Annotated in this window: 18 protein-coding genes; 5 read left to right on the forward strand and 13 right to left on the reverse strand. The window is 69.8% G+C overall.

Translation table 11 applies throughout. The features are described 5' to 3' along the window. Positions 1-304: 304 nt before the first annotated feature. The 6 genes from ASF94_RS10540 to ASF94_RS10565 all read right to left on the reverse strand — a co-directional run bounded on the left by ASF94_RS10540 (position 305) and on the right by ASF94_RS10565 (position 7,674). Positions 305-1,939 (reverse strand): ABC transporter ATP-binding protein, encoded by a 1,635-nt coding sequence (locus ASF94_RS10540; protein ID WP_056665648.1) that lies wholly within the window; start codon positions 1,937-1,939, stop codon positions 305-307. 2 nt (positions 1,940-1,941) lie between these two features. Then, positions 1,942-2,877, reverse strand: a complete 936-nt coding sequence (locus ASF94_RS10545; RefSeq protein ID WP_056665606.1) for an ABC transporter permease — start codon at positions 2,875-2,877, stop codon at positions 1,942-1,944. Between the two features lie 52 nt (positions 2,878-2,929). Further along, positions 2,930-3,886 carry an ABC transporter permease gene (locus ASF94_RS10550; protein WP_056665608.1) on the reverse strand — a complete coding sequence of 319 codons (957 nt, stop codon included), beginning with the start codon at positions 3,884-3,886 and terminating at the stop codon, positions 2,930-2,932. An 80-nt stretch (positions 3,887-3,966) separates the two neighbouring features. Further along, positions 3,967-5,580, reverse strand: coding sequence for an ABC transporter substrate-binding protein (locus ASF94_RS10555; RefSeq protein ID WP_056665611.1), 1,614 nt, complete (start codon positions 5,578-5,580; stop codon positions 3,967-3,969). A gap of 81 nt (positions 5,581-5,661) precedes the next feature. Beyond that, positions 5,662-6,954 (reverse strand): FAD-binding oxidoreductase, encoded by a 1,293-nt coding sequence (locus ASF94_RS10560; RefSeq protein ID WP_056665613.1) that lies wholly within the window; start codon positions 6,952-6,954, stop codon positions 5,662-5,664. Positions 6,955-7,008: 54 nt separating this feature from the next. Further along, the gene (locus ASF94_RS10565) at positions 7,009-7,674 is read right to left on the reverse strand and encodes a haloacid dehalogenase type II (protein WP_056665617.1); all 666 of its coding nucleotides are present in this window, start codon (positions 7,672-7,674) and stop codon (positions 7,009-7,011) included. 619 nt (positions 7,675-8,293) lie between these two features. Between ASF94_RS10565 and ASF94_RS10570 the strand changes: the two genes are divergently transcribed. The 5 genes from ASF94_RS10570 to ASF94_RS10590 all read left to right on the forward strand — a co-directional run bounded on the left by ASF94_RS10570 (position 8,294) and on the right by ASF94_RS10590 (position 14,277). Next, positions 8,294-9,226, forward strand: a complete 933-nt coding sequence (locus ASF94_RS10570; RefSeq protein WP_156382503.1) for a glyoxylate/hydroxypyruvate reductase A — start codon at positions 8,294-8,296, stop codon at positions 9,224-9,226. A 223-nt stretch (positions 9,227-9,449) separates the two neighbouring features. Next, a complete protein-coding gene (locus ASF94_RS10575; RefSeq protein WP_056665621.1) occupies positions 9,450-10,775 on the forward strand; it encodes an FAD-binding oxidoreductase in 1,326 nt (441 codons plus the stop codon). Positions 10,776-10,867: 92 nt separating this feature from the next. Further along, entirely contained in the window at positions 10,868-11,746 is an 879-nt protein-coding gene (locus ASF94_RS10580) for a GNAT family N-acetyltransferase (protein WP_056665624.1), read from the forward strand. Positions 11,747-12,128: 382 nt separating this feature from the next. Beyond that, positions 12,129-13,529, forward strand: a complete 1,401-nt coding sequence (locus ASF94_RS10585) for an aspartate aminotransferase family protein (protein WP_056665627.1) — start codon at positions 12,129-12,131, stop codon at positions 13,527-13,529. Positions 13,530-13,782: 253 nt separating this feature from the next. After that, the gene (locus ASF94_RS10590; RefSeq protein ID WP_056665651.1) at positions 13,783-14,277 is read left to right on the forward strand and encodes an Lrp/AsnC family transcriptional regulator; all 495 of its coding nucleotides are present in this window, start codon (positions 13,783-13,785) and stop codon (positions 14,275-14,277) included. A gap of 199 nt (positions 14,278-14,476) precedes the next feature. Here ASF94_RS10590 and ASF94_RS10595 read toward each other — a convergent pair whose 3' ends face one another. The 7 genes from ASF94_RS10595 to ASF94_RS10625 all read right to left on the reverse strand — a co-directional run. After that, on the reverse strand, positions 14,477-15,661 hold the full coding sequence (locus ASF94_RS10595; RefSeq protein WP_056665630.1) for an amidohydrolase: 1,185 nt from the start codon (positions 15,659-15,661) through the stop codon (positions 14,477-14,479). Further along, positions 15,658-16,356 (reverse strand): HAD-IA family hydrolase, encoded by a 699-nt coding sequence (locus ASF94_RS10600; protein ID WP_056665633.1) that lies wholly within the window; start codon positions 16,354-16,356, stop codon positions 15,658-15,660. The genes ASF94_RS10595 and ASF94_RS10600 overlap by 4 nt, the downstream gene beginning before the upstream one ends. A 282-nt stretch (positions 16,357-16,638) precedes the next feature. Continuing rightward, positions 16,639-17,757 carry a PA0069 family radical SAM protein gene (locus ASF94_RS10605; protein ID WP_056665635.1) on the reverse strand — a complete coding sequence of 373 codons (1,119 nt, stop codon included), beginning with the start codon at positions 17,755-17,757 and terminating at the stop codon, positions 16,639-16,641. Between the two features lie 68 nt (positions 17,758-17,825). Beyond that, the gene (locus tag ASF94_RS10610) at positions 17,826-19,043 is read right to left on the reverse strand and encodes an acyltransferase (protein ID WP_056665639.1); all 1,218 of its coding nucleotides are present in this window, start codon (positions 19,041-19,043) and stop codon (positions 17,826-17,828) included. Positions 19,044-19,308: 265 nt separating this feature from the next. Further along, complete coding sequence (locus ASF94_RS10615; protein WP_056665641.1) at positions 19,309-20,265, reverse strand: nitronate monooxygenase family protein; 957 nt, start codon at positions 20,263-20,265, stop codon at positions 19,309-19,311. 123 nt (positions 20,266-20,388) lie between these two features. Further along, entirely contained in the window at positions 20,389-22,179 is a 1,791-nt protein-coding gene (locus tag ASF94_RS10620) for an acyl-CoA dehydrogenase (protein WP_056665644.1), read from the reverse strand. 75 nt (positions 22,180-22,254) lie between these two features. After that, on the reverse strand, positions 22,255-22,521 hold a 267-nt coding region (locus ASF94_RS10625; protein WP_200933059.1), incomplete at its 5' end, for an electron transfer flavoprotein subunit alpha/FixB family protein.

Consider the following 22,521-nt stretch of genomic DNA (forward strand, 5'->3'; position numbering starts at 1 on the left):
GTCAGGCACGGAGGCGATGACCTCGCCCGTGGCCGGGTTGGTGACGGGCAGCAGCGCGCCGGGGCCCGGCGCCCACTGGCCGGCGATGAAGTTGGCGTCGCGAATGAGGTCGGGGCGGGAGAGGGTCAGGGGCTGGGGCTGGGTTTGTGGCATGGGAGTTTTAAGGTCAAATCGGCCGTTTGGGCTGGTATGGCAATGGCCTATAGCTATGAATTTAATAGCAAATGATGGTGTGGACCGGGCCAAGCCGTGGCAACGCCTGCTGCGCTCGCCGCAATCGGCGCAGTCACCGCAGTAGCCGCCGTCAGGCCGCCACGGCGGCCGGGGGCACCGTGCTGCCGTGTTCCGCCAGCCAGCCCTGGCGCAACTCGGGCACCGAGCGGGCCAGCAGTTCGTAGTACGGGTGGTGCGGGCCGCGGTCGTAGTCGGCGCGCGCCACCTGGGCCAGCTTGCGGCCGTGCTGCATCACCACGATCTCGTCGCACACCGAACGCACGGTGTGCAGGTCGTGGCTGATGAAGAGGTAAGACACGCCCAGCTCGCGCCGCAGCTCGGCCATCAGGTCGAGCACGGCGGCGCCGACCACCGTGTCCAGCGCGGAGGTGACCTCGTCGCACAGGATCAGATCGGGGTCGGCCGCCAGCGCACGCGCCAGGTTCACGCGCTGCTTCTGGCCGCCGGACAGCCCCCCGGGCAGCCGGCCGGCCACGCTGTGCGGCAGCTTCACCAGGTCGAGCAGTTCGTGGATGCGGCGCTGCAGCGCGGCGCCCTTCAGGCCCTTGTAGAACTGCAGCGGCCGCGCCAGGATGCGCTCGATGGTCTGCGACGGGTTAAGCGCCGTGTCCGCCATCTGGAAGACGATCTGGATGCGGCGCAGCTCTTCCTTGCTGCGCTCGCGCAGTTCGGGTTTCAGCTCGGCGTTGGCGAACACCATGCTGCCCTGGCAGGGCTTGATGAGCCCGGCGATCGCCCGTGCCAGCGTGGTCTTGCCGGAGCCCGACTCGCCGATCACGCCGATGGCCTGACCCCGGTAGAGCTTGAAGTCGATGTCCTGCAGGATCAGCACCGCCGGCTGGCCGTTGGCATCGACCGGGCCGTAGCCGGCCGACAGCCCGCGCACATCGAGCAGCAGTTCGCCCTCGCCGCGGCAGTGCTCGGCCACCCGGGGCTCGGGCCGGGCGGCAGCCATCAGCATGCGGGTGTATTCGTGGTCGGGCGCTGACAGGATGCGGCCCGTGGCGTTCAGCTCCTGCAGCTTGCCGCCGCGCAGCACCAGGATGTGGTCGGCCATCTGGGCCACCACCGCCAGGTCGTGGCTCACGTACACGGCGGTGGCGCGGCGCTCGCGCACCACGCGGCGGAAGGCGTGCAGCACCTCGATCTGCGTGGTCACGTCCAGCGCCGTGGTGGGTTCGTCGAGGATCACCAGGTCCGGGTCGGTGATGAGCGCCATCGCCGCCATCAGCCGCTGCAGTTGCCCGCCCGACACCTGGTGCGGGTAGCGCTCGCCGATGGTGTCGGGGTTGGGCAATGCCAGTTCGCGGAACAGCGCCACCGCCTTGGCCTCGGCTTGCGAGCGCGTCATGGTGCCGTGGATGCGGGTGGGCTCGACCACCTGGTCCATGATGGTGCGCGACGGGTTGAACGATGCCGCCGCGCTCTGCGCGATGTAGGCCACGGTGCGCCCGCGCAGGGCGCGCTGCTCGGCCGGCGACAGGTGCAGCACATCCACTTCGCCGATGCGCACGCTGCCGCCCGAGATGGCGCAGCCGCTGCGGGCGTAGCCCATCAGCGCCAGGGCGGTGGTGGTCTTGCCGGAGCCCGATTCGCCGATCAGCGCCAGCACTTCGCCCGGCTGGATGGTGAAGCTCAGCGCATCGACCAGGGTCTGGTCGCCAGCGGTGATGGAGAGGTCTTTGACGACGACGGATGCACCCATGTTCAACGCCCTCCGCGTTCGCGGGCGGCACGGCCCGGCAGGTTGTCGATGACGAGATTGACCGAGATGGTCAGGCTGGCGATGGCCAGCGCCGGCACGATGACGGAGGCGCCGCCGTCGGGCAGCGCGCCGATGTTCTCGCGCACCAGCGAGCCCCAGTCGGCCGCGGGCGGCTGGATGCCCAGGCCCAGAAAGCTCAGGCTGGCCAGCAGCAGCACCACGTAGACGAAGCGCAGCCCCAGGTCGGACAGCATCGGCCCCAGGATGTTGGGGAGGATCTCGCGCAGCATGATGTAGCCCGTGCCCTCGCCCCGCGTGCGCGCCACGGTGACGTAGTCGAGCGCGTTGATGTTCACGGCCAGCGACCGTGCGATGCGGTAGGCGCCCGGCACGTAGATGATGGCCGCGGCCACCACCAGCATGGTGACTGACGAGCCGAAGCCGGCCACCAGGATCAGCGCGAACATCTTGCTCGGGATGGCGGTGAAGGTGTCGAGCAGACGGCTCAGCACGGCGTCGAGCCGGCCGCCCACGGCGGCGGCGAACAGCGCCAGCGTGGTGCCGGTGCCGCTGGCCAGCAGCGTGGCCAGCAGCGCCACGCCCACGGTGTAGCGCGCACCGTCGATGACGCGCACCAGCATGTCGCGGCCCAGGTAGTCGGTGCCCAGCCAGTGCGCGGCACTGATGGGCGCGAACACATCCGAGCCGCCGCCCGACTGCAGCGCCGGGTCGAGCAGCAGCGGCCCGAGGGACGCGGCCAGCATCCAGAACAGCAGCACGACGAGGCCCAGCATTCCGCTGATGCCGAAGCCGGCGATGAAACGCAGCGGATGGCGGCGGCGCCCGGTGGCGGGAGCAGTCGCCGGCGCGGCGGCCGCAGGAACGGCGCCAGGCACCGGCGCAGAGGCGGCCGCAGGGGCTGCGGACGGCTTGGGCATGGCGGCGGGCGACCGGTGGGAAGAAGTCATTGAATCCATGGGCGGCCTTGGGTCAGCGGTGGCGCAGGCGGGGGTTGGCGACGATGCCGCAGACGTCCGCCAGCGTCACCAGGATGAGGTAGCCCGCGCAGAAGATCATGGAGCAGGTCTGCACCAGCGGCATGTCGCGCTGGGTCACGCCGTCGACCATGAGCTTGGCGATGCCGGGGTAGTTGAAGATGGTCTCGATGATGATCACGCCGCCCAGCAGGTACGACAGCGACAGCGCCACCGCGTTGGCGATCGGTCCGATCGCGTTGGGCAGGGCGTGGGCCATGACCATGCGCAGGGGCGATGCGCCCTTGAGCCGCACCATCTCGATGTAGGGCGCATCCAGCTGGTCGCTGACGGCCGCACGCGTCATGCGCATCATCTGCGCCACGATCACGCAGCACAGACTCAGCACCGGCATGGCAAAGGCCCGCAGCAGCTGCCCGAGCGACTCGATGTCGTTCACATAGGACAGCGCAGGCAGCCACTTCAACTGCACCGCGAACACCATCACCGCCAGCGTGGCCACCAGGAATTCGGGCACCGACACCACGGCCACCGCGGCCGACGAGACGATGCGGTCGAACCAGGAGCCGCGCCAGACCGCCGAGGCGATGCCCAGCGTGAGCGCGATGGGCACGGAGAAGATCGCCGTCACCGCCGCCAGCAGCAGCGAATTGGGCAGCCGGCTCGCCACCAGGTCGCCGACCGGCATCTGCGTGGTGGCCGAGGTACCCAGGTCGCCCCGCACGATGCCGCCGAGCCAGCGCACGTAGCGCAGCGGCGCCGGCACATCCAGCCCCATCTGCGCGCGCAGTGCGGCCAGCGACTCGGCCGTGGCTTCCTGCCCCAGCTGCTCCTGCGCGGCGTCGCCCGGCAGCACGGCGGTGATCGAAAAGACGATGACCGACACCGCCAGCAGCGACAGCAGCGCCAGCAGCACCCGCTGGATCAGGAGTTTGAGAATGACACGGTTCATGGCGCGGCGGCTTCTAGTGCATGGAGGAGGCGTCGATCATCGTTGACCGCCCGGCGGGGCCGGGCATCGGTCAGCGCGCGTCAGGCTTCGAGCCAGACGTTCTCGGCGAACGAGTAGCCCATCAGGCCGCCCAGCGGAATGGGCGACAGGCCCTTGAGCTTGGTCGAGTGGCCGTCGATGCTGGCGAGGAACAGCGGAATGCCGATGCCGGCCTCGTTGTGCACCATGGTCTGCATGTCGGCATACATCTGGCGGCGCTTGGCCAGATCGGTTTCACCCCGCGCCGCCACCAGCAGCTGGTCGAACTGCGGGTTCTTCCAGCGCGACTCGTTCCAGGCGGCGTCGGACTTGAAGAACTGCGTGAACAGCGCGTCGGCGCTGGGGCGGGGGTTGACGTTGCCGAAGCCCACCGCACTGTTGAGCCAGTGGTTGGACCAATAGCCGTCGGCCGGCATGCGCTTGACGTCCAGATCCAGCCCGATGCGCTGGCCGGCCTGCTGCAGCAGCAGCGCGGTCTCGGTCGAATACATGGCGGCTGGCGAGGTGACCACCGGCACCTTGCCCGTCACGCCGGACTTCTGCAGGTGGAACTTCGCCTTGTCCAGGTCGAACGTGCGCTGCGGGAGGTCCTTGAAGTAGAAGCGGTTGGTCGGATCGATCGGCTGGTCGTTGGCCAGCACGGCGTAGTCGAGCGCGATGTTCTTTTTCATCTGTTCGCGATCGAACAGGTGCTTCATCGCCAGCACGAAGTCCGGGCTGCTGCCCGGCGCCATGTCGCGGCGCATCACCAGGTCGGAATACTGGCCGGACTGGGTCGTGAAGATGGTGTAGCCGGGGGTCGATTTCACGCGGGCGACGGCACGCGGATTGACCGAGGCGACCAGGTCCATGCCGCCCGACAGCAGCGCGTTGACGCGGGCGCTCTCGTCGCCGATGCCGACGAATTCGATCTCGTCCAGGTAGGGGCGGCCGGGCTTCCAGTAGTTGTCGTTGCGCACCACCAGGGTCCGCACGCCGGGCTTGAACTCCTTGAGCTTGTAGGGGCCCGTGCCGATGCCGGTGCTGAAGTCGGTCGTGCCTTCCTTGGCGATCGCGAAGTGGAAGGTGCCCAAGATGACCGGCAGGTCGGCGTTGGGCATGGACAGCACCACCGTGACCTCGTTCGGGCCGGTGGCCTTCACGCTCTCGATCTGGTCGGCCAGCGCCTTGGCCTTGGACGCGGTGGCCGGGTCCTTGTGGCGCATCAGCGAGAAGACCACGTCGGCCGGCGCCAGCGCCTTGCCGTCGTGGAAGGTCACGCCCTTGCGCAGCGTGAAGACCCAGGTCTTGGCATCGGTGGTGGCGAACGCCTCGGCCAGCGCGGGCTGGGGCGTGAGGCTGCCGTCCAGCGACGTGAGACCGTTGTAGACCATGTTGCAGCGCACGTAGTCGTTTTGGTTCGATTGCTTGGCCGGATCCAGCGTATCGGTGGCTGCGGCAGTGGCCGCGGCCACGCGGATGCGGCCGCCGCGGCGCGGCGTCTGGGCATGGGCCACCGTGGCCATCCCCGCCAGGCTGCCGGCCAGCGTGGCCTGCATGCCGCCTGCCATCAGCATGGCCAGCACGTCACGGCGCGTTGCGCCCCGGCGCAGGGAATCCATCACGCGAAGGCTTTCGCGGGGGCCGATGATGCTTTTGATGGGGTTGTCGCTCATGGTGATGCTCCTGTTGGGGACTGGGGAAACGGAAAAAAAGGAAGAGGGAGAAAACGCGGTCGGCAGGCCGGTGGCGCGGGCTCAGGCGAGCTTGTCCTTGAGCCGGAAATACAGGCCCACGGCCGGCAGGAACCACGGCGCACCGAAGTGCCCCGGAATGGCGGGCCAGTCGCGCCCGGCCCAGGGGTTGGCCTCCGGTACGCCGGTCATGACGGCTGCCATGCGCTCGCCCATGTGGACCGACATCTGCGTGCCGTGGCCGCTGTAGCCCATGCTGTAGTAGAGGCCGTCGCGCTCGCCGGCGTGGGGCAGGCGGTCCTGCGTGACGTCCACGAGGCCGCCCCAGCAGTAGTCGAGGCGCACCGCGCCCAGCTGCGGAAACGTCTCGGCCAGCCCGGCGCGCAGAATCTCGCCGCTGGTGGCGTCGGACTGCGGGCTGGAGACGGCGAAGCGCGCGCGCCCGCCGAACACCAGCCGGTGGTCGGCGGTGAGCCGGAAATAGTGGTGGATGTTGGCGACCGTGGTGTAGGTGCGGCGCGCCGCCAGCAGCGCCTGGGCCCGCTCGGCGCCCAGCGGCTCGGTCACCACGATGAAGCTGCCGATCGGCACGATGCGGCGGCGCAGCCAGCCGAAGCTGCCGTAGCCGCCATGCCGGGTGGCACCGGTGGCGACCAGCACCTGCGCGGCCTCGACCGTGCCGCGGGCCGTGACCAGGCGGTGCGCATGGCCGCTGCCGATGCGCTGCAGGCGGCGCACCTCGGTGCTGGTGTGGATCTCGGCACCCCGGCGTTCCGCAGCGGCGGCCAAGCCCCGGGCGAAACGGCCCATGTGCATCTGCGCGCTGCGCTTGTAGAGCAGGCCGCCGTGAAAGCGCTCGCTCTGCACCTCGGCGCGCACCTGGCCCGCACTCAGGATCCCCACGTCGGTGTCGACCCCGTCGTCGATCAGGCGCTGTGCGCTTCGCTGCAGCGCGTCGAGGTGCTGCGGCTTCGTGGCCAGCTTGAGCTTGCCGTGGCGCAGGAAGTCGCAGTCGATGGCCTCTTCGCGCACCAGGCGCTGCACGGTATCGACCGACGCGTCGTAGGCGTGGTACCAGCTGCGCGCCTGGGGCACGCCGACACGGGCCGCCACGTCCGCGTAGTCCATGGCCAGCCCGTTGTTGACGTGGCCGCCGTTGCGGCCGGAAGCCTCGGCCGCCACGCGCGGGCCCGCTTCCAGCACCACCACCCGCGCGCCCTGCTTCGCGAAAGCCAGCGCCGCGGAGAGGCCGGTGAAGCCGCCTCCCACGATCGCGACATCCACCTGGGCAGGCAGGTCGCGCGCCAGGGGCGTGAAGGCCTCGGCGGATTCGGTCCAATAGCTTTCGAGTTTCATGGGATGGCCGGTGCGGCGTGTCTGGAAGGATGGCGTGTGGCGGCGGCAGGTCGGTCAGAGCCCGACGACGCCCGGCAGGCCGCCGATGTCCTGGATCTCGGTGTAGCCGTAGGCCGGGTTGCCCGGGCCATGGCCGCGGTTCACGAACACCTTGTTCTTGATGCCGATGTCGTCGGCGGACATGAGGTCGTAGCGCAGGCTGGACGAGACGTGCAGCACGTCTTCGGGGTTGCAGCCCAGCGAGTCGAGCATGTATTCGAAGGCCTTCAGGCGCGGCTTGTAGGCCTGGGCCTGCTGGGCCGTGTACACGCGGTGGAAGGGCGCGCCCAGCATGGCGACGTTCTTCTGGATCTGGCTGTCGTCGGCGTTCGACAGGATGACCAGCGGGATCTCCTTGGCGACCTTGGCGAGGCCTGCGGGCACGTCGGCATGCGGGTCCCAGGTGGGCACCGCGTCGTAGTAGGTCTGGCCGTCGGTGTCGAAGTACTGGATCTTCCACTTCTTGCACAGGCGCCGCACGGCGTTCTTCAGCACGACTTCATAGGGCTGCCACGCACCCAGCACTTCGTCGAAGCGGTAGGCGGTGAAGTCGGCGATGAACTGGGGCATGCGGTCCGCGCTGATGCGGTCGGCAAACAGTTCCTTCGTCAACTCGGCCATCCGGAACCGCGTCAGGGTGCCGTAGCAATCGAAAGTCACGTACTTGGGGCGGAAAGCCATGTCTCGGGTCCTTGGAAATCAAAACCGGTTACCGACCGGGGCGGGCCGTGTGGCGGGAAGTCTGTTCGACAGGTTGATGACGAAGCGATTGCAACATGCAGATCAGCGCGGCCCGTTGGGAAAAACGCAGCCCGGCACGGCAAAGCTGCGGTTTGATGGGGTGGCAGCGGCATCCCGTGCGGTCTGCTTTGCGAGGGTGCACCGATGCACCGCCATGCACCGCGGCGGGTGCCGGATGCACGGATTTGGAGCATGGTTTGCAGGGATTCATGGTGTGTTCGGGAAAGCGCGCGGCACTGTCGCAACGTGGCGTCGATGCTCCCAGATGACCGCAGCATTTGTGTCCGAATGGAGGCGGTCTGCCGCAATGAATGCCACAACCTGCGGCGCCCCGCAGCCGAAGCTTGCAATTTAGGTAGCAACCCTGATTCGTGCTGGCGCGAGACGGGCTTGTCGGCGCAAGATCGATGCGCCGCATGAAGGCGCCGCGTCCGCACCGGCGCCCCCACACACAGGAACGTCTCTTCATGGTCTTGCCCCGCACCGCCCCGCCCTCCCCGCTCCGCCCGCTCCGCCCGCTCCGCCCTCGCCTTGCCGCCCTCCGCCTGGGCAGGGGCCTGTGATGGACATATTCCTCTACAAGTCCGACCCGGTGCGCGGCCGGCACTGGGCCGAAGCCTTCCGCCAGCGCGCGCCCCGGATCGACTTTCGCATCTGGCCCGACATCGGCGACCCGGCCCGGGTGCGGTTCCTGGCCGCATGGGAGCCTCCGGCAGATCTCGCCACCACGTTCCCGCATCTGCAGGTGCTGTTTTCATCCGGTGCCGGGGTGGACCAGTTCGACTTCGAGGCCCTCCCCGCCGACCTGCCGGTGGTGCGCATGATCGAGCCGGGCATCGTCAGCGGCATGGTCGAATATGTGACGCACGCCGTGCTGGGCCTGCACCGGGACATGCCGCAATACCGTCGCCAACAGCGCGAGGGCGTCTGGAAGCCGCTGCCGGTGCGCCGGGCTGCCGAGCGCCGCATCGGCGTGCTGGGACTGGGCTCGCTCGGCCAGGCCGTGCTGGCGCAACTCGCGCCGCTGGGTTTCGACTGCGCCGGGTGGAGCCGGTCCCGCCGGACTGTGGATGGCGTGGCGACCTGTGCGGGAGCCGGCGAGCTGCATGCCTTCCTCGCGCGCACGGATGTGCTGATCTGCCTGCTGCCGCTGACCGGGGAAACGCGCGGCTTTCTCGGCGCCGCTCTCTTCGACCAGCTGCCGCGCGGCGCCGCGCTGGTGCATGTCGGCCGCGGGCCGCAGCTGGTGGAACGCGACCTGCTGGCGGCCCTCGAATCGGGCCAGCTCACGGAAGCGGTGATCGACGTCACCGACCCGGAACCGCTGCCCGCAGGCCACGCCTTCTGGGCGCATCCGCGCATCCAGCTCACGCCCCACATTGCCAGCATGACGCAGCCGCACAGTGCGGCCGAAGCCGTGCTGGAGAACCTGCGGCGCTTCCAGGCCGGCGAACCCATGGTCGGTCTGGTGGACCGCAGCAAGGGCTATTAGCCACCCGTAGACGTGGCCCCAGGCCGTGCAGCGGCCTGGGTCTTCCACACACGCCGACACCCCCACCAAACGATCTGCTGCCAGACCGCCCAGAAACGCAGCCTGCTGCGGGCGGCGGCAGCAAAAGCAGCACGCATCCACCGCCCCTGGAAATTAAGCTGTGATGACACGCGGGCCCCGCCACCCGATGGCCCCTGCTTTTTGAATTCTCAAGACTTCGCCCATGTCCCCTCCGCTGAACCGCATCGAGACCTCGCCCCACCTTCCCGCCTCGGCCGACGTGGTCGTGATCGGCGGCGGCATCATCGGCATCTTCACCGCCTACTACCTCGCCCGGCGCGGCATCTCGGTGGCAGTGGTCGAGAAAGGCGTGATCGGAGGCGAACAGTCCAGCCGCAACTGGGGCTGGTGCCGCCAGCAGAACCGCGACGAACGCGAGCTGCCCCTGGCCAGCAAGAGCCTGGACCTGTGGGAGCAGTTTTCGGCCGAGACCGGCCAGAACACGGGCTTTCGCCGCTGCGGCCTGTTCTACCTGAGCAACGACGAAGCGGAGCTGGCGCAGTGGGCGCGCTGGCGGGAATTCGCCAAGACCGTGGGCGTGACCACCCACATGCTGACCAGCGAGGAGGCCACCGAGCGCGGGCGGCTCACCGGCCGCAGCTGGAAGGGCGGCGTGCATTCGCCCACCGACGGCACGGCCGACCCCGGCCTGGCCGCGCCGGCCGTTGCCGCAGCGGTGATGCAGCTGGGCGGCACGGTCCACCAGAACTGCGCGGCCCGGGGTATCGAGACCGAAGGCGGCCGCGTGAGCGGGGTGGTGACCGAATCCGGCACCATCAAGACCCGCATCGCGGTGTATGCGGGTGGCGCCTGGGCGTCGTCGTTCTGCCGGCAGCTGGGCATTCGCTTTCCGCAGGCCTCCGTGCGCCAGACCATCCTGAGCGTGGCGCCGGTGGAGCGCGACCTGCCCGACGTGCTGTATGCCGACGGCGTGGCCATCACCCGCCGCGCGGACGGCCGCTACGCGCTGGCCATCTCGGGCCGCGCCCGGGTCGACCTGACCCCGGGATTTTTCCGGTTCGCGCCGCAGTTCATTCCGATGTTCGCCAAGCGCTGGCGCAACCTGATGCCCGGCGGCCTGCAGGGCTGGCAGAGCGGCCACGAGACGCTGCAGCGCTGGCGGCTCGACGCGCCCACGCCCATGGAACGCGTGCGCGTGCTCGACCCCCGGCCCGACATGCCCACCGTCGAGCAGACCCGTCGCCGCGTGATCGAGCTGGTACCCGACCTGGCGCAGGCACGCATCACCGATGCCTGGGCCGGCTACGTGGACAGCACGCCCGATGGCGTGCCCGGCATCGGCGAAGTACCGGGCCTGCCCGGGTTCGTGCTGGCGGCGGGCTTTTCCGGCCACGGCTTCGGCATCGGCCCCGGCGCGGGGCACCTGATTGCCGACATCGTGAGCGGCGCCGCCCCGATCGAGGACCCCAAGCCCTACCACCCCTCGCGCTTCAGCGATCCCTCCTGGGGCAAGGTCGCCGACTTCTGAGCGCCGCCACGGGCTGCATGCCCCCCGCTGCATGCCCCGCCTGCATGCCCCGCCCTCCTTCCCATCCGCCCACTTCAGAAAGCCTCTCTCCCATGACCACACTTCTCACGCCGGCGCCCGCCACAGGCACCGCAGTGCTGCGGCCCATGACAGCCGCGGACCTGGACGCATCGCAGGCCCTGTCGGCCGAGCAGCGCTGGCCGCACCGGCCGGCCGACTGGGCGCAGAGCTTCGCGCATGCCGAAGGCTTCGTGGCCGAGATCGACGGCCGCGTCGTCGCGACCGCGCAGCGCTGGCGCTGGGGAAAGCGGCACGCCAGCATCGGGCTGGTGATCGTGTCGCCGGCCTGCCAGGGCCAGCGCATCGGCCACCGGCTGATGACGGCCCTGCTGGACGGGCTGGAGGACTGCACGGTGCTGCTGCACGCCACCGCCGCCGGCCGGGGCCTGTATGAACGGCTGGGCTTCGTGCAAGTGGGCGAGCTGAGCCAGCACCAGGGCACGGCGCAGTCCGTCGCGCCGGTGGCGCTGCCGCCGGGGTGCCGGCTGCGGCCCGCCGGCATGAATGAGCTGCCCGCGCTGCAGGCGCTGGACGCGCAGGGCCGGGGAATGCCGCGCGATGCGCTCATCGCGGACCTGCTGGCCAGCGCCGAGACCTGCGTGGTGCTGGACCAGGACAACACCGCCCGCGGCTTCGCCATGTTGCGCCGCTTCGGCCGCGGCCATGTGATCGGCCCCGTGGTGGCGCCCGATGCGGACGGCGCCAAGGCGCTGATCGCCCACCTGGTCAGCACCAATGCCGGCAACTTCACCCGCATCGACATCGACCAGGCCAGCGGGTTGATGGACTGGTTCGCCTCGATCGGCCTGCCTTCGGTGGATGCGCCCACCACGATGGTGCGCGGCGCCCTGCCCGAACCCCGGCCAGGGCAGGCCCGCCTCTTCGCGCCCGTCACGCAGGCCCTGGGCTGACGCGGCATTGGGGCCGGCGCAGCGGGCCCCGTCCGCCACGCTGGCAGGGCCCCGGGCGGGGCAGCCGAACGATCTGCTGCCAAGGCCTTCACAAACGCATGGCACAGCGGTGCAGAGGCCCAAAGCGGCATCCACCGGCGGGGCTTCAAACATAAGCTGGACGCACCCTGAACCGCTCGCTCGAACAGCATTCCCAGCGCCATGCCAGTCCGTCCATCCAGGTCCGTCCGGGCTGAGCCCGTCGAAGCCAAAGCTCTCTGCTCGCAAGGCCCGTCGACAGGTCCTGGGCGAACCGGCCGGCCAACGGGCATGCACCGCCCCAGCGTGCCTTTCGGCTCCCTTCCCAGCTCACTTCACGCCACTTCACTCTCCACCTGACGCCATGACGCACCCCACCGCCCTGCCCGCCCATGCCGCGCTCGACGCGATCGACCGCGCCCACCTGATCCACCCGGTCGCGCCCTGGCGCACCCACGAAGAACGCGGCCCGACCGTGCTCGCGTCGGGCCAGGGCTCCTGGCTCACCGATGCCAAGGGCCACCAGCTGCTGGATGCGTTCGCCGGCCTGTGGTGCGTGAACGTGGGCTACGGCCAGGAAAGCGTGGTGCAGGCCGCCGCCCAGCAGATGCGCACGCTGCCCTACGCCACCGGCTACTTCCACTTCGGCAGCGAACCCGCCATCCGCCTGGCCGACAAGCTGGTGCAGATCACGCCGGCGTCGCTCACGCGGGTCTACCTGACGCTCGGCGGTTCCGAGTCGGTGGATGCGGCGGTGCGCTTCATCGTCCAGTACTACAACGCGCTGGGCAAGCCGTCGAAGAAGCACTTCATCTCGCTGGAGCGCGGCTATCACGGCTCGTCCTCCACCGGCGCGGGCCTGACGGCGCTGCCGGTGTTCCACCGCGGCTTCGACCTGCCGCTGCCCACGCAGCACTACATCCCGTCGCCCAACCCCTACCGCCATGCCGATGGCGCCGACCCCGAGGCGCTCATCGCCAGCTCCGTGGCGGCGCTGCGCGCCAAGGTGGCCGAACTCGGTGCCGACAACGTGGCGGCCTTCTTCTGCGAGCCGATCCAGGGTTCCGGCGGCGTGATCATTCCGCCCAAGGGCTGGCTCAAAGCCATGCGCGCAGCCACCCGCGAGCTGGACATCCTGTTCGTGGTGGACGAAGTCATCACCGGCTTCGGCCGCACCGGCCCCATGTTCGCGTGCGATGCCGAAGGCGTCGAGCCCGACCTGCTGACCATGGCCAAGGGCCTGACCGCCGGCTACGTGCCCATGGGCGCCACCATGATGAGCGAGAAGGTCTATGCCGCCATCGCCGACGGCGCCCCCGCCGGCGCGCCCATCGGCCACGGCGCGACCTATTCCGGCCACCCGGTGAGCGCTGCCGTCGCCCTGGAAGTGCTGCGGCTGTACGAAGAAGGCGGCGTGCTGGCGAACGGCCAGCGCGTGGCCAAGCACTTCGCGGCCGGCCTCGATGCGCTGCGCAGCCACCCTCTGGTGGGCGACTCGCGCCACCGCGGCCTGCTGGGCGCGCTGGAGCTGGTGAGCGACAAGGCAAGCAAGCGCGGCTTCGACGCTTCGCTGGGCCTGGCCGACCGCATCTTCCGCACCGGCTACCGCAACGGTCTCGTGTTCCGTTCGTTCGGCGACCACATCCTGGGCTTCGCGCCCGCGCTGACGTTCAGCGAAGACGAGTTCGCCCAGATGTTCGCGCGCCTGAAGCAAACGCTGGACGACGTGCTGGCCGAGCCCGACGTCCGCGCGTCGATGGCCTGAGACGCTGTGCAAGCGCCCGGCACGCACCTGCGCACCGCCCCGCGAGGCCGCTGCAGCGGTGCCGATGCGCGCCCGGGGCGGGGCCCCAGCCCGCGCTGCGGCGGGGCTTTGCGCCTCGACGGGACGTGTCCGTGCGGCCCGCCCGGGCACGCCGCAACCACCCACGCCTTCTGAATTTTGCCGCCCTGCCGCTGTCCGGCGGCCTCGCGCCGACGACAATCGGCGCCTGTCCTTTCACGCCTGCCTTGCCATGATGAATGAAGCCCTGAAGATCGACCGGCTCGACCTGCGCATCCTCTCTCAACTCCAGCGCAACGGCCGCATGACCAACGTGGATCTGGCCGATGCCGTCGGCCTGTCGCCGAGCCCCTGCCTCATCCGGGTCAAGCGGCTGGAGCAGGCGGGCTACATCTCGGGCTACGGCGCCCACCTGCGGCTGGAGCGGCTGGGCGACACGTTGACCGTGTTCACCGAGGTGACCCTGACCGATCACCACCGGGAGGACTTCCACCGCTTCGAGACCGCGTTGCGCGAGGTGGACGAGGTGCTGGAATGCCATCTGGTGAGCGGCGGCTACGACTACCTGCTGCGCTTCCTGACGCGCGGTGTGAACCACTACCAGGAAGTCATCGAGGGCCTGCTGGCGCGCAACATCGGCATTGCCAAGTACTTCAGCTACATCGTCATCAAGTCGCCCTTCATCAAGACGCACTGCCCGATCGAGAAGCTGTTCCCGCACCAGCGGTGAACCGGCCGGGCGGGTCCATGCCCCGGCACGGAAGCCGCTACGGCACCCGTCCTTCGCTAATATTTTTATAGCATCAAGCGCCCATTCTTAAAGCGCCCGCAGCCATTTTCACGCTGATACCGGGGCTCTGCCCGCCCCCGACGGCGGATCGGCGACGCGCGGCCAGGCGAGCTGCCGCTCCGCCTGAGCACATGCCGCGTCAGGCGCGCCCCAAGGCCCGCGCCGCCACTTCGCAGAACCAGCGCACACCCAGCGGCAACGCGTCGTCGTTGAAGTCGTAGCAGGGGTGGTGCAGCGCCCGCTCGCCGTCCGGCCCGGGCTCGGCGCGGCCCTGGCCCAGCCACAGGTAGGCCCCGGGCTTCTTTTGCAGCATGAAGGCGAAGTCTTCGGAGGTGAAGGCCGCGCGCGGCGCCATGTCGGCCTCCAGGCCGGTGGCCCGCGCGGCCTCCAGCGCCAGCGCGGCTTCGGCCGGCGTGTTGACGGTGGCGGGGTAGTAGCGCAGGTAGTTCACCGCGATCTCGGTGCCGCTCGCCAGCGCCACGCCCGCGCAGGCCGCACGGAGCGCGGCCTCGATGCGGTCCTGCGAGGCTACGTCGAAGCTGCGCACCGTGCCGGTGATCTGCACTTCGGCCGGCAGCACGTTGTGGCTGTGGCCGCCCTCGATGCGGGTGACCGACAGCACCGCCGATTCGCCGGGGTCGATGCGCCGCGCGACGATGGTGTTGAGCTGGGCCACCAGCTGGCTGGCGGCCAGGATGGCATCGGGCGTGTGGTGCGGCTGGGCCGCGTGGCCGCCCCGCCCGCACACGGCGATGTCGAACCGGTCGGCGGCGGCCATGATGGGGCCGGCGCGGGTCTGCGCCCGGCCCAGCGGCAGATCGGGCCAGTTGTGCAGCGCATACACGCTGTCGCACGGGAAGCGCTCGAACAGGCCGTCCTCGATCATGCGGCGCGCGCCGCCCTTGCCTTCTTCGGCCGGCTGGAAGATGAAATGCACCGTGCCGTCGAACGCCCGCGTACGCGCCAGCTGGCGGGCCGCGCCGATCAGCATGCTGGTGTGGCCGTCATGTCCGCAGCCGTGGTGCTTGCCGGGGTTGCGGCTGGCGTGCGGCTGCTGGCCCAGCTCCACCATGGGCAGCGCATCCATGTCGGCCCGCAGGCCCACGCTGGCCTGGCCGCTGCCGCAGCGCAGCGTGCCGACCACGCCGGTGCCGCCGATGCCTTCGTACACCTGCAGCCCGAGCAGGCGCAGCGACTGGGCGACGATGCCGGCCGTGCGGCGCTCCTCGAAGGCCAGCTCGGGGTGGGCATGCAGGTCGCGCCGCAGCGCCACCAGGTCGGGCAGCAGGTCGGCGACCGGCGCGGCCCGTTCGCTGAGACTCATTGCCCTGCCTCCACCGCATCGGCCAGCTGGGCCAGGGTGTGGAAGTGGTAGTCGGGCACGATGTGCGCGGAGTCGATGGTGCCGCCCGAGTCCTTCATGCCGTGGCGCCGCTCGATCCAGCAGGTGGTGATGCCCAGCTGCCGGGCGATGCCCATGTCGTGGTACTGGCTCTGCGCCACGTGCAGGTTGTCGGCCTGGCGGAAACCCCAGGCGCCCTCGTAGCGGCCCCGGGCATAGGCGAAGTAACGCGCGTCGGGCTTCTCGCACATGGCGTCGTCGCAGCTGAGGAGCAGGTCGAACGGGGAACCCAGCGTCTTGTCGAAGTGGGCCAGCGCCCAGGATTGCGCGTTGGTCATGGTGACCAGCTTGAAATGCCTGCGTAGGCGCTGCAGCGCTTCGACCGAATCCGGAAAGGCGGGCCAGTCGGCGACGGAATCGCGCAGGCCGCGCGCCAGGGCATCGCTGTCCGGCAGGCCGAGGGCCCGCGCCACCACATGCCAGCAACGCTCCAGGTCGTCCGGGTACCAGCCCGTGCCTTCTTGCTTGCGCGCCGTGCGATAGGCGGCCAGGAAGGCGTCGTCCGTGACCGGGTGGCCCGGCGCCGCCTGGCGCAGGTAGGCCAGCATGCCGCCCTCGAAATCGATCAGCGTGCCGACCACGTCGAACGTCAGTACCTTGAAATCACGCAATGCCATTGGAGCCACTCCCGCAGTAAGAGGTGAAAAGAGAACGGCCCGGCGAGCGATGAACGCCGGACGCATGGTCAGAGCTTAGGAGCGGCCCGCACCGGGCCCGCGCTGATCGCGCCCCCCACGGCGGCACCGAATTGCGTTTTGCCCCGCGCGGCACGCAGTTTGTGGCGCGGCCCGGCCGATGCACCCGCCGGGTGCAGGCCCTGCACCGCCCCGGCACGCGCCACACGGTGCCTGCACGCGGCCCGGGTGCGGCCCGGGTGCGGCCCGGGCGCTGCAGCAAGGCTAGAAAAGACAGGCCTGCCCGCGCGCCAGCGCCGGCCGGTACTGCGACGTGTCCAGCTCGATCCGGGTGCGGTTCAGGCCCAGCCGCCGGCAGGCGGTGACGAAGCGCTGGCGCAGCAGATCGGCCCAGAGGCCGGTGCCCTTCATGCGGCTCGCCGCATCGCTGCGGTAGGCCTTGCCGGCGCTGCGGGCGGCTTCGTCCAGCCCGTGCAGGTCCTGCACGCGGGCCAGCACGCGCGCGGCGCGCTGCGGGTAGTGCAGCGCCAGCCAGTCGCGCATCAGCGGGTTCAGTTCCCACGGCAGGCGCAGCACCGTGTAGAAGGCCGAGGTGGCACCCGCGTCCCGTGCGGCTTCCAGCACCTGTTCCATGTCTTCGTTCAGGAAGGGAATCTGCGGCGCCACGCTGACGCCCACCGGTACACCGGCATCGGCCAGCGCCCGGATGGTGCGCAGGCGCCGATGGGGCGCGGCGGCGCGGGGCTCCAGCAGGCGGGCCAGGCGCGCGTCCAGCGTGGTGATGGTCAGGTAGGCAGCGGCCAACCGGTCTTCGGCCAACGGGGCGAGCAGATCCAGGTCGCGCTCCACGCCGCTCGATTTGGTGATGAGCGAGAACGGGTGCCGGGCCGCTGCCATCACCTCGATCAGCGAACGGGTCAGGCGCAGCTCGCGCTCCACCGGCTGGTAGCAGTCGGTGGCCGAGCCGATGTTGATGGCACTGGCCACGTGCGAGGGACGCGCCAGCTCCACACGCAGCAGCTCGGCGATGTTGTGCTTGGCGATGATGCGCGTTTCGAAGTCGAGCCCGGGGGAGAGGTTCAGGTAGCTGTGCGTGGGCCGCGCGTAGCAGTAGACGCAGCCGTGCTCGCAGCCGCGGTACGGATTGACCGACTGGTCGAAGAAGATGTCGGGCGAGTCGTTAGTGCTGAGGGCGCTGCGGGCGGTTTCCAGCGTCACCTGCGTGGCCGGCGGGGCAGCGCCCTCGCCGTCTGCCTGCGTTTCCTGCAGCGTGCCCCAGCCGTCGTCAAAGGCGCCGCGGTCCTCGCGGGCGAACCGGTGGGCGGTCACCGCGCCAATGCCGCGCCCCTTCAGGGCGGCGACGGGAATGCGGACCTCGGACATGGCGGCGGGCTTGAAATACTGTTCAAAACCACAGTATATGCCACCGACCGCCCGGAGTCACCCACCGGCTAACGCAGCACCCGGCTGGCCCAGATCACCGCCCAGCCCAGCCCGACGAGCCCGGCCTGCCAGCGCATGGCAACGGTCCAGGTGGCCAGTTGCGACTCGACGCGGCGGTAGAGCAGCCGGCCGGCGCCAACGGACAGCGCGAAGGCCGCCACCATGCCCAGCGCGTTCCATGCTGGCGATTGCGGCGCGGCCTGGCTGAAGGCGGCGTTCACCACCAGGCACACCGGGAAGTGCACCAGAAACACGGAATACGCCATGCATCCCAGCGCCTGCACCGGGCGCAGGAGCGCACCGGCTTGGCGGCTTTCCGCCACGCGCGCGAAACCAGCGCCCTCAGCGCCCGCAGCGCTGCCCGCCCCGTTCGTTCGCAGGCAGACGGCCAAGCCCAGCGCGGTGACCCATGCCAGCGCGATGCGGTCGCGGAAGTCCAGCCACAGCGCGACGGCGCCCAGCAGCGCGATGCCCACCAGCCAGAGCGCGCCATGCCGCGGCGAGCGCGCGCCCCAGCAGGCCAGCATGCCCAGGCCGTAGGCTCCCCAGAAATACGCGGCCCACACGTCCAGGCCCGGCTGCCGGTTGAACAGCCAGAGCGACGCCGCGCAGGCCAGCGCCACGGCAACCCGGGTGGCCACGGCGGCGCGCTGCGGCGACCCGCCCCAGCGCCGCACAGCCGCCATCAGCAGGACGGCGGATGCGAACAGCTGGAAGTCGATGGCCACATACCAGACGCCGGCCGACAGCGCCTCTTCACCGAACACGTCGTGCAGCAGCACCGCATGCGCCAGCAATTGCGCGATGCTGGGCTCGGCCGGCACCGAGGGGTGGCCGCCCAGCCAGGGCCGCACCGCAGCGGCGGCCAGCAGGGCGGCAACCAGGGCCACGGCATAGGGCACCACCAGCCGCACGAAGCGCCGGCCGATCTGGGTGCCCGCCGCATCGAACCGCGCCAAACCGGCGGGGGCCAGGCTCGCCGCCGCCAGGTAGCCGCCCAACACCAGGAACACCTGCACGGCCAGCCGGCCGTATTGGCTGAGCACGGCCATCAGCTCCGGCGCCAGCGGCTGGGCGATGTCGGACATGGGGCCATAGAACGCCAGGTGGTGCCAGACGATGGCGGCGCAGGCCAGGCCCTTCACCGTGTCGATGGCGGGATGGCGCTGGGCAGGCCCGGCGGGCGGGCGGCGTGGCGGTTGCTGGAGTGGCGGCGGATGGGACATGGCGGGAAATGGGGCGGCGGCATCCCGCGCCGGGCGGGCCGCGGCGCGGGGCAGATGGGCGCGGCGTGAAGGGCGGCGTGGAGGGCGGCGTGAAGGGCGCGTGGAAAGCGGCATGGCTTGGGGCATGCGGCGCGGCATGCAGCACGCGCAAAAACGGCGCGGCACCCGAAAGCGCCGCGCCGTGCCAGGGCATGCGCCCCGCCTGGTTGCTATGATTCTAATAGCTGTCGGTGCTTATCGCACCAGCGCTGGAGGCGTTTTTAGGTCAAGCCATGGCGAGACGCGCACGCGCGGCCTGGTACTCGCTGCGCAGCCGCTCCACCAGCTCGCCTGCGCCGGTCACGCGGTCGATGGCGCCGATGCCCTGGCCGCAGCCCCAGATGTCCTTCCACGCCTTGCGCGCACCGCCGCCGAAGTTCATCGCGCTCGGGTCGGACACGGGCAGGTTCTCCGGGTCCAGCCCGGCCGCGCGGATCGACGGCGCCAGGTAGTTGCCGTGTACGCCGGTGAAGAGGTTGCTGTAGACGATGTCGTCCGAGTTGCTGGCCACCACGGCTTCCTTGTAGGCGTCCTGCGCGCGCGCTTCGTGCGTGGCGATGAAGGCCGAGCCGATGTAGGCGAAGTCGGCCCCCATGGCCTGCGCTGCCAGGATGGCACCACCCGAGGCGATGGAGCCCGACAGCGCCAGCGGGCCGTCGAACCACTGGCGGATCTCCTGGATCAGCGCGAACGGGCTCTTGATGCCCGCATGGCCGCCAGCGCCTGCCGCCACGGCGATCAGGCCGTCGGCGCCCTTCTCGATGGCCTTGTGCGCGAACTTGTTGTTGATGATGTCGTGCAGCACCACGCCGCCCCAGGCGTGCACGGCCTGGTTCACGTCCTCGCGCGCGCCGAGGCTGGTGATGACGATCGGCACCTTGTACTTGGCGCAGACCTCCATGTCGTGCTCCAGGCGGTCGTTGCTCTTGTGCACGATCTGGTTGATGGCGAACGGCGCGGCGGGGCTTTCGGGGTGGGCGCGGTCGTGCGCGGCCAGGGTCTCGGTAATCTCGGCCAGCCACTCATCCAGCAGTTCGGCAGGGCGGGCGTTCAGCGCGGGCATGGAGCCGACGATGCCCGCCTTGCACTGGGCGATGACCAGTTGCGGGTTGCTGATGATGAAGAGCGGCGATCCGATGACAGGCAGCGAGAGCTTTTGCAGCACGGGCGGCAGACGGGACATGAAGTCTCCTTGAAAGGTTGTAGTTCGGGCCAAATCAGGCTGCAGCGCTTGTCTCTCCGGCACCTGCAGCTATCAATTCAATAGCAATAGCAATAGCAATAGCACTAGCAATAGCCATCGCCGTCAAAACGCTTCCAGCGGCAGCGCGGTCACGCTGGCCGCGCCTTCCACGATGGTGTCGCGCAGCGCACCGGTGCGCACCAGCAGGTGGTCGGCATAGAAGCGCGCAGTGGTGATCTTGGCGCGCAGGAAGGCTTCGTCCTGTCCCTCGGGCAACAGGGCCTCGGCGGCCAGCAGCGCGCGGCCCAGCTGCCAGCCGGCCATCAGGTTGCCGGCCAGCATCAGGTAGGGGACGCTGCCGGAGAACACGGCGTTGGGGTCGGCCTTGGCGTGCGCCACGACGAATTCCACCACCTGCGTGAAGGCTTCCCGCGCGTCCTTCAGGCGGCGCGCCACGGCCTGCGCGTCGGCGCTGCCGCTGGCGGCCAGTTCCGCCTCGGTCTTCTCGATCTGCGCGGCGATGTCCTGGGCCGTGCGGCCACCGTCGCGCGCCGTCTTGCGCCCCACCAGGTCATTGGCCTGGATGGCGGTCGTGCCTTCGTAGATGGTCAGGATCTTCGCGTCGCGGTAGTGCTGGGCGGCGCCCGTCTCCTCGATGAAGCCCATGCCGCCGTGCACCTGCACGCCCAGGCTGGTCACCTCCAGGCTCATCTCGGTGCTGTAGCCCTTGACGAGCGGCACCATGAATTCATAGAACGCCGCGTTGGCGCGGCGCACCTCGGCATCGGCATGGTGGTGCGACGCGTCGTAGGCCGCCGCCGCCGTGGTAGCCATGGCGCGGCAGCCCTCGGTCACGGCGCGCATCGTCATCAGCATGCGGCGCACGTCCGGGTGGTGGATGATGGTCGCGCTGCCGGGCAGGCTGCCGTCCACCGGGCGACTCTGCACCCGCTCGCGGGCGTACTGCACCGCCTGCTGGTAGGAGCGCTCGGAAATGGCGATGCCCTGCAGGCCGACGGCATAGCGCGCGGCGTTCATCATGATGAACATGTATTCCAGGCCGCGGTTCTCCTCGCCGACCAGATAGCCCACGGCTCCTCCCTGGTCGCCGAACTGCAGCACCGCCGTGGGCGATGCCTTGATGCCCAGCTTGTGCTCGATGGAAACGCAGTGCGCGTCGTTGCGCGCGCCCAGCGAACCGTCCGCGTTCACCAGGAACTTCGGAACCACGAACAGGCTGATGCCCTTGACGCCTTCCGGCGCGCCGGCCACGCGGGCCAGCACCAGGTGCACGATGTTCTCCGCCATGTCGTGCTCGCCGTAGGTGATGTAGATCTTGGTGCCGAAGATCTTGTAGCTGCCGTCGCCCTGCGGCTCCGCGCGCGTACGCACCAGCGCCAGGTCGCTGCCGGCCTGGGGCTCGGTCAGGTTCATGGTGCCGGTCCACTGGCCGGTGACCAGCTTTTCCAGGTAGGTGGCCTTGAGCTCGTCGCTGCCGGCGGTGATCAGCGCCTCGATGGCCCCGTCGGTCAGCAGCGGACACAGCGCGAAGCTCATGTTGGCGCTGTTGAGCATCTCGCTGCAGGCCGCGCCGATGGTCTTGGGCAGGCCCTGGCCGCCGAAGTCGACCGGGTGCTGCAGGCCCTGCCAGCCGCCCTCGGCGTATTGGCGGAAGGCTTCCTTGAAGCCGGGCGTGGTGGTGACCAAGCCGCTCTTCCACGAAGACGGGTTGCGGTCGCCCACCACGTTGAGCGGCGCCACCACGCCGCCGGTGAACTTGGCGCATTCCTCCAGCACGGCCTGGGCCGTGTCCAGGCCCGCTTCCTCGAAGCCGGGCAGTTGCGCGACCTGCTCGATGCCGGCGAGGTGCTCGATGGCGAAAAGCATGTCCTTGACGGGGGCGACGTAGCTCATGGTGGTTGTCTCCGGGGCAAAAATTGTCGAAAAAAAGGCATCGCGAACGATGCCTTGGTCAGCCAACGCTGAAAGTCAGAGTGCCTTGACGAGTTCCGGCACGGCGGTGAACAGATCCGCCTCCAGCCCATAGTCGGCCACGCTGAAGATCGGAGCCTCGGCGTCCTTGTTGATCGCCACGATCACCTTCGAATCCTTCATGCCCGCCAGATGCTGGATCGCCCCGGAGATGCCCGCCGCGACGTAGAGCTGCGGGGCCACGATCTTGCCCGTCTGGCCCACCTGCCAATCGTTCGGGGCGTAGCCCGCATCCACCGCCGCGCGGCTCGCGCCAATCGCCGC

This window comes from Acidovorax sp. Leaf160 (assembly GCF_001424265.1).
GTDB lineage: Bacteria > Pseudomonadota > Gammaproteobacteria > Burkholderiales > Burkholderiaceae_C > Paracidovorax.